This window comes from Roseovarius mucosus, assembly GCF_002080415.1.
Taxonomy (GTDB): Bacteria; Pseudomonadota; Alphaproteobacteria; order Rhodobacterales; family Rhodobacteraceae; genus Roseovarius; species Roseovarius mucosus_A.
On record NZ_CP020474.1, the window covers coordinates 1823149 to 1836246 of the forward strand.

Below are 13098 nucleotides of genomic sequence, written 5' to 3' on the forward strand. Positions count from 1 at the left end.
TAGCTCCTCCTGATTGGTAATAAAATATAACCAATTTTTGCATCTGGCAAGTCAAACCTCATAGCGATAGCTTGCGCGCATGATTTGGATGGATCAACTAGCACATTTCAGCACGCTTGACGCCCTTGCCTTGGGCGGATTGGCGCTGAGCTGGCTCTGCCTTGGCTTCTTGATCGAAAACCCACCCCAGGCGCGGCCCTCGGTGACAAAACTGATGGCGCAGTATCGGCGCGAATGGATGGTGCAAATGGTTGCCCGTGACGCCCGCATCTTCGATGCGCAGCTCTTGGGAAGCCTGCGGCAGGGTACTGCGTTTTTCGCCTCGGCCACGCTCATCGCTATCGGCGGGGCGCTCGCCATGCTGGGCGATCTGGAACGGGTGATGGGCATTGCCGATGATCTGACCCCATCCACTGTGCCGGTGATTGTCTGGGAGGTGAAGATCCTTGTGATCCTCGTGTTTCTCACCAATGCCTTTCTCAAATTCGTCTGGTCCAATCGGCTTTTTGGCTATTGCGCTGTGATCATGGCCGCCGTGCCCAATGACCCAAGCGATCCCGCCGCCTTGCCGCGTGCCCGCAAAGCGGCCGAGATCAACATCACCGCCGCGCGGGGGTTTAATCGGGGCCTGCGGGCGATCTACTTTGCGCTCTCGGCGGCGGCATGGCTCTTGGGGCCGGCGGCGCTGATCGGGGCCACGATCATCACCTGCCTCATGCTCTTGCGCCGGGAATTCGCGTCACAGTCGCGCGCGGTGCTGCTTCTGCCGGACGGTCCAGACCAACACACAGAGACTTGAGTGTTTTTTGCGCAGGAATGCGCTAGTTTCGCAGCATGAGATGCTTGTGCCTCGTCCTCGGCTTTGTCGCCAGCTCCGCCGCAGCGGATCACCCCGATATTCTTGGCGTGCAACTGAAACAGGTTGGGACAGCCTGGAATATTGCGGTCACGGTCCTGCACCCTGACACCGGCTGGGACCACTATGTTGATGGATGGGAGGTTCTGGATGCGACGGGCAATCGGCTGGGCTATCGTCTGCTGCATCACCCACATGTCGAAGAACAACCCTTTACGCGCTCGCTGAATGGTCTGCCCCTGCCTGAGGGCACGCAAGAGGTATTCGTGCGGGCGCATTGCTCGGTCGATGGCTGGAGTACCGCGCCCTTCCGGGTCGAGCTGCGGCACTAAGCGCGGCCCCTATCGCCGCCCCTCGCGCAGCCATCCCCCAAGGATCAAGCCTGACACCAGCAGCAGCACCAGCCAAGGCGGCATGATCGCCATCTGGCGCAGGCTCTGGGTCTCATAGGCGCCGCGCGGTGTGATCCCGATCCAGCCGCGCCCGGCGGCGGGACGCCCTTCGCGTACGGCACGGATCGCGGGCACGCCGTCCTCCAGCGCCCATACTCCGCCATTGGTCGCGTCGATCTCGGGTTGCAGCACCTCGGCACTGGCAATCGTGCGCTCAAATTCAACCGGCGCTGCTGGTCCCAGGCCGATGACCGCGCTCTGATCTCCGTTTTCCAAACGATAGAGACCAATTTCCGGCCCATCGAACAATGTCTCAAACCGCCCCGGTGAGACCTCTTCCAACGGGCGTTCCACCACCTCGCCAGACGGTGTGGTGATCGTCACGGCGCCAACATCCTCGGTTAACGAGCGTCGGATGACGCGCATCTGCTGGCCCGTCGCCTCGGCCCAGAGCGCCTCTTCCTCTAACTCAGGCTCTTTCATCATCCAATGCGCCAGACGCCGCAACAGTTCGAGCTGCGGACCACCGCCCTCAAACCCGCGCCCCCAGAGCCAGGCGTGATCCGAGGCCAAGAGCGCCACGCGGCCCTCGCCCACACGGTCAAGCAAAAGCAAGGGCCGGTCATCCGCCCCGGACATGACCACATCGCCCGCCGTTTGCGTGACCTCCACCTGTCGCAACCAACGGCCCCAATCCCCGGCAAATTCCCGGTCAAGCCCCGCGGTCACCGGATGCCGCTCGCCCAGATCCGTGACCTTGGGCAAATAGCCATCCTCGACCACACGCGCGGTCGGGCGGGCGGGTATGATCGCCTCGAACGGACCACGGTAAATGCTCTCGGCCCCGGCAAAATCCGGACCTGCGGCAAACAGCACCGCCCCGCCATTCTCGACATATTGCCGGATATTCTCGAGATAAACATTCGGCAGAATGCCCCGCCGCCGGTAGCGGTCAAAGATGATCAGGTCGAAATCATCCACCTTTTCCAGAAACAGCTCGCGCGTGGGAAAGGCGATCAACGACAATTCCCGCACCGGCACACCGTCTTGCTTTTCCGGCGGGCGCAGAATGGTGAAATGTACCAGATCAACCGCGCTGTCGGATTTGAGCAGGTTGCGCCATGTCCGCGTGCCGGGATGCGGCTGACCCGACACCAGCAAAACGCTCAGCCGGTCGCGCACACCGTTGATCTGCACCAGCGCCGTGTTGTTGCGATCCGTCAATTCGCCCGGCGCGGCAGGGGTGGTGAATTGCAGGACGTTGCGCCCGCCATGCGGCAGCATCAGCGGCAGGGTAATTTCCTCGCCCAAGGGCACCTCAAAGCGGCGGGGCTCAGCCCCATCCACCGAAATATCAAGCGGCACAGACATAACGCCCGTAGGGGCTGCGCCCTCATCGGTTACGGTCAGGGTCATTTGCACCTCTTCGCCCAGAATGGCAAAGGCCGGGGCGTTGTCGATCCGCAAACGCCGGTCCCAATCCCCCTCGCGGCCTGTGTGCAACAGATGCAGCGGGGCGGGAATGTCTGGTGCCCGCTCGACATCATGGATACGCCCATCCGACAGAAGAATGACGCCCGCGATACGGCCAAGCGGCTCCTCGGCCATCGCCTGTGCCAGTGCCGTCATGGCCTGCGTGCCCCCATTCTCGGGCGCATCCGGCACCTGCACGCGGCGCACCTCGGTATTGCCGCGCGCTTCCAACCGTGCTGTCAGAGTGTCGGCGGCCTCGGCCGTGCGCGTGGCGCGATCCGTCAGGTCTTGGCTGGCACTTTGATCCTCGACAATCAGAACAATGTCACTGAGGGCGGTGCGTTCCTCCTGCTGATAGGCTGGCCCCATCAGCGCGGCAAGGATCACCAGCCCGGCCAGCGCCCGGAACGGCCATCCCGCCAACCCGCGCCAAAGCGCCAAAGCCAAGCCCGACGCCACCAGCGCCGCCAGAACCGCGATCAGCCAGATCGGCAAAAGGGGGTCAAATATCACGCTGCCGGTCATTGGCCCAACCTGTCCAGAAGTGCGGGCACATGCACCTGATCGGATTTATAATTGCCGGTCAGCACATGCATCACCAGATTGACGCCAAAACGATAGGCCAGTTCCCTTTGCCTCTCACCGGCATAGCCACGACCGACCGGAAATAGCGGATCGCCCCGCTCGTTCACCGCCCAGGCCGCAGCCCAGTCATTGCCCCCAATCACCACCGGCGTCACCCCGTCGTTGAGATTGCGAAACGGCATGCCCTCGATCTGTTCAGCATCGGGCGGGGCCGCCTCGACCCAAACCGCCCGACCGGAATGTCGCCCCGGAAAATCAGTCAGCAGGTAGAAGGTCCGCGTCAGAACGTGATCCTCGGGCAAGGGTTCGAGCGGCGGAATATCCAGCGGGGCCGCAATCCGTTGCAATCGCGCGCCGTTGGGCGTGGCCGCGCCAAACCCGGCAACATCGGCATCGCGCGTGTCAAAAAGGATAAGCCCGCCATTGCGCAAATAATCGTTGAGCTTGACATAGGCCTCTGCCGAGGGGGTCGGCTGATCGGCGCTGATTGGCCAATAGAGGATCGGATAGAACGTGAGATCGTCACGTTCCAGATCGACGGCCAGCGGTTCTGCCGGCTCTACCGAGGTGCGAAAATTGAGCACTTGCCCCAACCCGCGCAGACCCGCGCGCGACGTATCATCGAGCCGCGTATCGCCGGTGATCACATAGGCCAAGGCCAATTCCTCGGTCGCCAGCAACGCGCGCGCGTCATCCTGCGCCCGCGCCTCGGGCACCGCCCCAAGGCTAAGCGCGAGGGCAAGCACCGCTGCGACCCGCGCAGGCCAAAGCCGCCCGGACAGCGCCAAGGATGCCAGAATATCAGCGGTCAGCAGCATCAAGGCTGCCGCCAGCAACCAACCGCCAAGCGGCGTCTCAGGCGCACGCTCCAACCCCTCGACCGCGACGCGCGCGGGCCATGCCACCGGGCTAAGTTGGGTTTCGCCATCAATCACGTTGCGCGCCACACTGCGCTCCGGGCCCTCATACAGACCGGGCCAGAGATCGGGGCCAAGCGAGCCGGACAAAAGCCGCTCGCCCGCCACACCGGGGCGCGTGTCCGCCTCATTCAGCCGACCGAACCCGTCCAGCACCTGCAGCGGTTGCCATGTCGTACCGGCCATTTCCGCCGCATCGGGCGGTGACATCGCGGATGAAACGGCCAGACGTTCCAGCATCTGCACGAACAGCCCCGAAAGCGGCAGGCTCGACCATTCGGCATTGGCCGTGACATGGAACAGCACCACCTGCCCCGCCCCGATCCGCTTGCGCGTGACAAGCGGTGTGCCATCACTGAGTTGCGCAATCACCCGATCCGCCAAGGTGGGATCAGGCTGCGCCATCACCTGCGCGCTGACTGTCACATCACCCGGAATGGCCAGCCCCTGAAACGGGCTGCCTTCAATGAAGGGGGCCAGCGTCTTGGGCTCGCCCCAGCTCATCGCGCCGCCTACTGTGCGCCCACCCGCGCGCAAGCGCACAGGCATCAGCGGATCTTCGTCGCTGCGCGACACATCGCTTGCCGCAACGCGCGGCCCGGCAAAGCGCAAAAGCAGGCCGCCCTTGTCCGCCCAGTCCAGCAAGGCTGCCTGTTCCGCGCCCGACAGCACCGCAACATCCGCCAGCACGATCACATCAGGATTCGCGGGCAACACATCCATCAGCCCCCCTTCCAAGAGGTCAGCGGTAGGGCTTAACGCCTGTTCAAGGTAATGCAGCGGCGACAAGAGTTCGAGCCCTTCGCGATCCTCGCGCCCCGCGATCAGCGCCACTTCGCGCCGCTTCAGCCCATCATCGGTCAGGGTCACCGCCCCCGCCTGTGCTTCTCCGGCGATCTCGAACCGCGTGACGCGGGCGCGAAGTTCGGGCGGCAGCGCCAGCGCGCCTGTCGCCGCAATCGCCCCCTCGTCAAACGTCATCGGCAAAGTGGCCAAAACACGCGAGACACCGGCAGGGTCCAGCCCATGGGCATTGACCGCGATCTCGCGCAGCGGCCCCGGCACGGCACGCAACGCGCGCAATTGGATCTGCCCGTCTTCCAGCGTCGGCGGGGTCAGCGCCAGCACGGCGCGTGGGCTTTCGTGGACGGTGACCGGGCCACGCGCCTCAAGCGCCTCAAGCACCGGCATGCGCCCCTCGCGGTCCAACCCGTCCGAAAACCAGCGCGTCTCGAACTCTGCCTCGCCCAACAGATCGACGGCCCGCGCCATCGCCTCTGACGTGACAGCCCAAGGGGCGGGGATAAGCCCCGGCACCCGCGCGCGCAGACTGTCCGCCGCCTGAAACACCGGCGCTTGTGGATCGCTGAGTTGCATCAAAGCCGCAGGTCGCCCATCACGCCCGGCCTCTGCCAGCATCGCGTCGATTACCGCCGTTTGCGCTGCCCAGTCCCGCGCACTGGCCCAACTGCCATCCATCAGGATCAAAAGTGGGCCAGACGCGCGCGCCTCGCCCTCGTCGCGCGGATTGAGCACTGGCCCCGCCAGCCCCACGATCACCGCCGCCACCGCCAGCATCCTCAGCAGCAAGAGCCACCACGGCGTGCGGTCGCTGACGCTGTCCTCGTCCTTGAGACCCAAAAGCAACGCCACTCCGGGAAAGCGCCGCCGGATCGGTGCGGGCGGCACGGCGCGCAGGATGATCCAAAGGATCGGCAAAGCCACCAGCGCCCACAAGAGCCAAGGAACCGCAAAGCCAATTGGGCCCAAGATCATGCGCCCGCCCCCCCGGCCATCGCGCCATGCAGCCACAAGAGCGCCGATTGCGCGCTTTCGCCGGTGTGGTGACACCCATAGCGCCAGCCCGTCGCATGGCAAAGTGCGGCCAGCGCATCTTTACGCTCGGCCAAACGCTCCAGATACCGCGCCCGCAGATCGCCTGCCTTCAACGTCTCATGGGCAAGGGTGCCGCCCATGCTCTCAAAAATCGTGCGCCCGGTATAGGGAAACGCCTCTTCTGCGGGGTCCAGCACCTGATAGAGCAGGCCGCGCACCCCCCGATCCGCTGCCCCTGTCAGCGCCTCGCGCAACGGGTCCAGATCACCCATGAAATCAGAAATCAGCAGCGCCCGGCCATGCGGAATGAGGCCAGACATATCAGGGCTGGCATAATCCGCCCCACTCTCCTGCAAGAGCGCCTCAGCCAGTCGCGCAACCTGCACCTCACCGCGCCGGGGCGGCAAGGCGCTCCCCGTAAGGCCCACCCGTTCCCCCCCGCGCACCAGCAGGATCGCCACCGCCAGCGCCAACAGGCGCGCGCGATCAGCCTTGTCGGGTAGGTTCTTGTCGCTGGCAAAGCGCATGGAGGCGGCAGGATCGACCCAGAGCATCACGCTCTGTGCGATTTGCCATTCCCGCTGCCGCACGAATTGCACATCAGAGCGCGCAGAACGACGCCAGTCGATCATGCGGCGGCTATCACCGGGCTGCACCGGGCGGTATTGCCAGAAATCATCGCCCGCACCCGCGCGCCGCCGCCCATGCTCGCCCAAGAGCACCGTGCGCGCCAAAAATTCCGCCTGCGCCAAGAGCGGCGGAAACCGGGCGGCTTCAGCCTCGGCGCGGGGGCGCAGGGGGGCGGGGGCGAGATCGGCCATCTCAGGCGGCGGCCTGCACGCGAGTCACATCTTCGACCGTGCGGGCAATCAGCGCAGGCAGGCTCTCGCCCCGCGCGCGCGCCGCGAAATTCAGCGCCATCCGGTGCCCCAGAACCGGCTGCGCCATGGCGGCCACGTCGCTGGCATCAGGCGCAAGCCGCCCTTGCAGCATCGCCCGCGCCCGCACGGTCAGCATCAGCGCCTGCGCCGCGCGCGGCCCCGGCCCCCAAGCCACGCTCGCGCGCACCCCATCGGCGGCGCTGGCATCCTCGGGGCGGCAGGCGCGCACCAGATCGAGAATCGCCTCCATCACCTTTTCGCCCACTGGCATCCGGCGCAGCATCTGTTGCGCGGCAATCAATTCGGACGGGGTAAAGACCCCATGTGCCGCCTCTTCCGTAGCGCCCGTGGTCGCCAAGAGGATCGCGCGTTCGGTATCACGGTCCGGATAGGGCACTTCGATCTGAACAAGAAAACGGTCCAACTGCGCCTCGGGCAGCGGATAGGTGCCTTCTTGTTCAATCGGGTTCTGTGTCGCCAGCACATGAAACGGCGTGCCCAGCGGGCGGCTGACACCGGCCACCGTCACGGTGCGTTCCTGCATCGCCTGCAACAGGGCGGACTGGGTGCGCGGGCTGGCGCGGTTGATTTCATCCGCCATCAAAAGCTGACAGAACACCGGCCCCTCGATGAACTTGAACGCGCGCTTGCCATCCTCAGCGGTTTCCAGAACCTCGCTACCCAGAATGTCGGCGGGCATCAGGTCTGGCGTGAACTGCACCCGGTTGGTGTGCAGGCCCATGACCGTGCCCAATGTCTCGACCAGTCGCGTCTTGCCCAGACCGGGCAGCCCGATCAAGAGACCGTGACCACCACACAGCAGCGCCGACAGGGACAGGTCGACAACCTGCTCCTGCCCGATGAACCGCCGGGTGATCGACGCCCGCGCTTGGGCCAATTTGCCCTCCAGCGCCTCCAGACCGGCCAAGAGATCAGTGTCATCGGTCATGGCAAAACTCCCGTCAGACCTATATCATTCTGTATGAGTGTATAGCTTGGGACAGAAATGGCAAAAGCAATGAGCAAAGATTCCGTCACAAGCCCGTCAGCCGAAGGCATCGCCGCCTCTGCGCGGGCGGTGCGGGCCAAGGGCAAAGGGCTGCCGCCGGTGCATTTGTGGAATCCGCCGTTTTGCGGCGATCTAGACATGCGGATTGCGCGCGATGGCACGTGGTTCTACCTTGGGACCCCCATCGGGCGGCCCGAACTGGTGCGGCTTTTCTCCACCATCCTGCGCCGCGATGGCGATGATTACTTTTTGGTCACTCCGGTTGAAAAGGTCGGAATCACCGTCGATGACGCACCCTTTGTCGCAGTGGATTTCGAAGCTGAAGGCACGGGGGCCGCGCAAACCCTGCGGTTTGAAACCAATGTCGGCGACCATGTGACCGCCGGCCCCGATACCCCCATCCGCGTCACCCGCGACCCCGAAACCGGCGAACCGTCACCTTATGTGCTGGTGCGCGCCAATCTTGAGGCGCTGATCGACCGCAAAAGCTTTTACCGCCTTGTCGAGATCGGCGACCGGCACGACGGCTGGTTCGGGCTTTGGTCCGGCGGCCAGTTCTTTCCGGTCATCCCAGAGGCGGAATTGCCCTAATCCTTACTGCGCAACCGTGAGCGCTGAATGACGAACACCGTCAAGAGCGGCAGGCCGACCGTGATCAGCGTCACGGTGATCAAGAGCATCCCCAAGGCGCTGTAATCCGCCGGTGTCGTGATCTGCCCGGTTGCCGCATCCCGCACCTCGCGCGTCACGATGAAAACCTCGTTGAGATATTTGGTCAGCAGCGAACTCGCCGACAGCGCCAGATTCGTAAAGGATGCCATCACGGCAAAGAATGTCGCCTTGAGATTATCCGGCGCATTGCGCGCGATCCAGGCCAGCATCGGGATCATGGCAACCTGCCCCAGAGGCGATTCAATGGCTGTATCTAGAATGGCGATGAACCGGGCATCGACGATGCCGCCTGTCATGGCCGCCGTGATCTCCTGCACCCCATAATAAAGCCCGATATTGGGCAAGGACAGAATGCCCCCCGCCAGCGTGAGCAGCACCACGATATAGACGATGCTACGATGCGCCATCAGCGGGCGCAGGATCACCATGCCCACCAACGTCAAAACAGAGGTGATGAGGGACAGCACCGACAGGAACTGTTGATCGAACGCCAAAAGGTCGATCGAGAACCACGTATAGCCATCGCCCGGACGCGGCGTGGCGCGGAACATGAAGATGATGATCGCCGTGCCCACCAATGTGCGCGCCTGCGCCACCGGCAGAACCGCCACAAGCTGCCGCATCAGCAAAAGCACAATCGCCATGGACCCCGCAAAGATGATCTCTTGCCCAAAGGGGATGTCGCTCAGGCCGATGGTAAGCGACAGCGCCACAAATCCCGCCCCGCCAATGAAATACCATGGGTTCGCCTGCGTCTTTTCGCCGGGACGCTCAAACAGGGTATCGGCCTCCGCCTCGCTCAGCCCGGTTTGGCGCAGGCCACGGCGCAGGCGATGTTTCTGCCATGCCGCCAACAACACACCCGACACCGACACCAACGGAATAGACAGGGCTGATAGATAAATGAGCGCATAGGTGGCGCGTTTGGCCTCTGGCCCCAGCTCCTCGATTCCCGCGAACATGTAGATATTGAGCGCGGCCACTGCGAGTGTGCCGGAAATCAGCGCAAACCGCCCCAGCGTCTGCATCGTGGTATGCAGCGCCCGCGACCTGTCCAGATCAATCGCTTGGCCCTCTGCATCAAATCGCGGCACCGCCTCGACCGACATCGCATCAGCCACCGCGTCCTGAATGACCAACCCACATGGGGCCAGAAGGTACGAGGTCACATACCACGCCCCCATCGGCATGATCGCCACCATCGCCTCGGTCCGGGTCAGCAGTAGATACATGATCAGCACCGACAGCCCGATCAGCCCCGCACCAAGATAGATCAACAGCCATTTCCACCGCCAGATGATATCCACCAGATGCCCAAGCGGCATCTTGAGCGCCCAGGGCAACCCCGCCCAGAACGCAAGACCCGCCAGATAGGCCGCCGAAAGGTCGAGGTATTCTTTCACAAAGAATGTGCCGACGATCATCGTCAGCCCGGAAAACCCAGCCGCGAAATAGACCATCAAAGGTGGCAGAAACGTCCAGCGCATCTGCCGCCCAAGATCAAAGACGACGGCATCGGCCCATGTCATCAGGCGCTGTGTCAGGGTCATGCGCGGTCGCCCTCTTTGCCGGGGCTTGGCCAATAGGCCTGCGTGGCACGCAACGCCCCCACCGTCATATCGAGCATTTCAAGCGGCAGGATGACCAGCAGCTTGGGGGCGGTCACCGCAAGATGCACCGGCCCAAGCGCCGCATTTGACGTGGCGATACGCCCGTCCGGCGCAAGGTTGAGCCCGCCAATCGGCCATTTCAGCCCCTGCGACACCCCCTCAACCGCGCCCATCGGGAAAAGCGAGACGCGCACCCCCTCTGGCAGCGGCAGGTTCAGCGAGGGCGGACAAAGAAACATCAGATCCCGCTCCCCCAAAAGTATACAGCGCTGCCAGGGATGGCGCGCCAAGGCGGTGCAGGCTGCCAGTTGGTGATCCATCCGGTCGCCACAAAATCCCAGCCCAAGGATAAGCGGTGCCGCAATCGCCCTCAGGCATTTCTCGAAATCCGTCGTATCCTGATCGGGGTCCGGAAACTGCGCCGCTTCTGGGATCGCGGCACGCGCCGATTGCGAAATACTGTCGAAATCGCCAATCACAGCCTGCGGTGTGATCCCATGCTGCAGCGCACTATCCGCCCCGCTATCCGCCGCAATCACAACCCGGGCAAGCCGGAGCACTTGGTTAACCTGACCTTCGGGCAGAGAGGCCCCGCCGATCAGGATTACAGGTTCTGTTTCGCGAACAATCATCAACTTTACCTGTTATCGTTGCGTTAACGTACCTGATGTCACATTCTGAACACGAAATGATACGGTAAAAATCTAAGAATCGGGCCGCTTTGGTCTATGGCGTCATGGTAAACCCTGTCTTTGCAGGCAAGCAAAGCGAGCGCATATTATGGTTGGTTCAAACAAGATACTTACGGTCTCCTACGGCACATTTTCGTGCACATTAGAAGGCTTTGACGATTCCTTTGATACAATGAAGGCGATTGCGGAGTATTTTCGCGATCTGGCAGCGGATGACCGGTATTTCGGAGCAGAGCCGCCAACCCCTGATGCCGAGATGCTGGCGCGAATCGCCGAGCGGGAAATCGCCCGGCGCGTCGAGGCACATGAAGAGCGAGGCAAAATCGTTCTGCGCGCCGCGAGCGAGCAAGCGGTGGTGCGCGCGCCCTTGGTGGCCCCCACCCCAGAGGTTGCCGCCGAACCGGAACACCCCGAAACCGCGCCCGAGATGCCCCAAACCGCCCCTGTGCCGCCGGCCATGGCCGAGGCTGCGCCGGAGATGGTCGATACTGACGAGGCGGAAGAAGAGCTTGCAAGCCTGCCAGACACACCCGCCGCGGTCGCCCAAGAGCCCGTAGCATACGAGGCCCCGATTCAGCCCGAGGGGCTAGAGCAAGAGCCGCAGATCATCCATGCGGCATCTGCCCCGGACAGCGAGAGCATCGCCGCCAAGTTGAGCCGTATCCGCTCGGTCGTGGCGCAGGACGCAGAGACCGCAGACTCTGAATACACCGAAGATGAACACGCGCAGGATTTCCTCGATACTGTTGCCGAGGATCTAAGCGCCGTCATGGCCGAAGATGATCGTAACGAAACCGTCACGGTCGAAGAGGCCGAAGACGAAGATCTGGATTTCGACGCCATCCTGTCCGCCGAGCCAGTGCCCACGCCCGAACCGCTAGAGGTGCTGACCGACGAGGAAACAGAGACCGAAGTGGCCGAAGCCGACGACTTTGAGGATACTCTGGCCGCGCTGATGGCGGATGCCACACCGACCGAGACCCCAGAGACCAAGCCCGAAACGCCCCCCCTCGCCCGCGTGATCAAGGTCAAACGCACCGAGTTTGAGGCCGCCGTCGCCAAAGGTATCTTTGAAGAGGATGACGACGACGATTTCGACGACGAGGAGGACAATCTCTTTGACGCCGAGACCAGCATTCTCAGCCCAGAGGAAGAGGCCGAGTTGCAGCGCGAACTCGCCGAAGTCGAGGCCGAATTGGCCCTCGAAAGTGCCACGACAGCCGACCCAGAACCAGAGGCAGACATCCCGACGCAGGGCGCTGAGGCAGACGAAATCGAGGACATCGAGGACATCGCCGCCGAGGCCGAGCAGACCCCGCCGCTTGCCACTGACGAAGACGAAGACGAAGACGAAGACGAAGACGACCAGAACGAGGGCGCGATGACTCCTGCGCAAGAGCAGGGCATGCGGCGCTTTGAAGACGCATCCGGCTCCAACGACCTTACGCGCATCTTCGACAAGACCGACACCCAGCTTGAGGCACCCGCCTCCAGCCAGCGGCGCAACGCCATCCAGCATCTGCGCGCCGCCGTGGCCGCCACCCGCGCAGAGCAGAGCGCGGGATCAACGCTGCGCGAGAATGTCGATGATACCCCCTATCGCAGCGATTTGGCCAGTGTCGTGCGCCCGCGCCGTCCGCAGATCGCTTCCCCGACAGAGCGGTCTGCCCGCCCCGAAGAAAGCCGCCCCGCGCCGCTCAAGCTGGTGGCGGAACAGCGGATCGACACACCGCGCGCGCCCATTCGCCCGCGCCGCATCTCTGCCGCCGATCTCGAAGTGGAGAGCACGACATCCTCCAATGAGGGCAACTTCACCTCTTTCGCCGAAGAAGTGGGCGCAAACAGCTTGCCCGACCTGCTCGAAGCGGCGGCGGCCTATCTCTCGGATGTCGAAGGACGTCCGCAATTCTCGCGCCCGATGCTGATGGGGAAACTCAAAGAAGTCGAGCAAGAGCGCTTCTCGCGCGAGGATGGCTTGCGCTCCTTTGGGCAACTGTTGCGTCAGGGCAAGCTGCAAAAGCTGGCCGGTGGCCGGTTTGCAGTGACGGACGTGACAGAATTTCGCGCGACAGGACACCGCCACGCGGGGTAAGCGCGACAGGTTTGTGTGGTGAACGGTACGCCCCCGCGCCTCTGGTGCGGGGGTTTTCGTTTGTCTGGGGCGATTTCCCCCTT

Annotated in this window: 10 protein-coding genes; 4 read left to right on the forward strand and 6 right to left on the reverse strand. The window is 63.4% G+C overall.

What is annotated here, in order from left to right:
- The first annotated feature begins 79 nt into the window (after positions 1–79).
- Complete coding sequence (locus ROSMUCSMR3_RS08865) at positions 80–799, forward strand: DUF599 domain-containing protein (RefSeq protein WP_081507092.1); 720 nt, start codon at positions 80–82, stop codon at positions 797–799.
- Between the two features lie 35 nt (positions 800–834).
- On the forward strand, positions 835–1188 hold the full coding sequence (locus tag ROSMUCSMR3_RS08870) for a hypothetical protein (protein WP_081507093.1): 354 nt from the start codon (positions 835–837) through the stop codon (positions 1186–1188).
- 9 nt (positions 1189–1197) lie between these two features.
- On the opposite strand, the gene ROSMUCSMR3_RS08875 is transcribed toward ROSMUCSMR3_RS08870, so the two are convergent.
- From ROSMUCSMR3_RS08875 to ROSMUCSMR3_RS08890, 4 genes are read right to left on the reverse strand one after another with little or no spacing between them, the layout of a single operon-like run.
- Positions 1198–3246 carry a hypothetical protein gene (locus ROSMUCSMR3_RS08875; protein WP_081507094.1) on the reverse strand — a complete coding sequence of 683 codons (2049 nt, stop codon included), beginning with the start codon at positions 3244–3246 and terminating at the stop codon, positions 1198–1200.
- Positions 3243–5999 (reverse strand): DUF4159 domain-containing protein, encoded by a 2757-nt coding sequence (locus tag ROSMUCSMR3_RS08880; RefSeq protein WP_198385597.1) that lies wholly within the window; start codon positions 5997–5999, stop codon positions 3243–3245. The genes ROSMUCSMR3_RS08875 and ROSMUCSMR3_RS08880 overlap by 4 nt, the downstream gene beginning before the upstream one ends.
- Complete coding sequence (locus tag ROSMUCSMR3_RS08885) at positions 5996–6880, reverse strand: DUF58 domain-containing protein (protein WP_008281381.1); 885 nt, start codon at positions 6878–6880, stop codon at positions 5996–5998. The genes ROSMUCSMR3_RS08880 and ROSMUCSMR3_RS08885 overlap by 4 nt, the downstream gene beginning before the upstream one ends.
- Position 6881: 1 nt before the next feature.
- Complete coding sequence (locus ROSMUCSMR3_RS08890) at positions 6882–7889, reverse strand: AAA family ATPase (protein WP_008281380.1); 1008 nt, start codon at positions 7887–7889, stop codon at positions 6882–6884.
- A gap of 69 nt (positions 7890–7958) precedes the next feature.
- Here ROSMUCSMR3_RS08890 and ROSMUCSMR3_RS08895 point away from each other — a divergent pair, with 69 nt between their 5' ends.
- On the forward strand, positions 7959–8540 hold the full coding sequence (locus tag ROSMUCSMR3_RS08895; protein WP_081507096.1) for a DUF1285 domain-containing protein: 582 nt from the start codon (positions 7959–7961) through the stop codon (positions 8538–8540).
- On the opposite strand, the gene ROSMUCSMR3_RS08900 is transcribed toward ROSMUCSMR3_RS08895, so the two are convergent.
- Both ROSMUCSMR3_RS08900 and ROSMUCSMR3_RS08905 read right to left on the reverse strand, forming a co-directional pair.
- Positions 8537–10171 carry a hypothetical protein gene (locus ROSMUCSMR3_RS08900; RefSeq protein ID WP_081507097.1) on the reverse strand — a complete coding sequence of 545 codons (1635 nt, stop codon included), beginning with the start codon at positions 10169–10171 and terminating at the stop codon, positions 8537–8539. The two genes, ROSMUCSMR3_RS08895 and ROSMUCSMR3_RS08900, sit on opposite strands and share 4 nt — an antisense overlap.
- A complete protein-coding gene (locus tag ROSMUCSMR3_RS08905) occupies positions 10168–10863 on the reverse strand; it encodes a thiamine diphosphokinase (protein WP_081507098.1) in 696 nt (231 codons plus the stop codon). Before ROSMUCSMR3_RS08905 ends, ROSMUCSMR3_RS08900 begins: the two co-directional genes overlap by 4 nt.
- Before the next feature lie 232 nt (positions 10864–11095).
- Here ROSMUCSMR3_RS08905 and ROSMUCSMR3_RS08910 point away from each other — a divergent pair, with 232 nt between their 5' ends.
- The gene (locus tag ROSMUCSMR3_RS08910; protein WP_081507099.1) at positions 11096–13015 is read left to right on the forward strand and encodes a hypothetical protein; all 1920 of its coding nucleotides are present in this window, start codon (positions 11096–11098) and stop codon (positions 13013–13015) included.
- Positions 13016–13098: the final 83 nt, after the last annotated feature.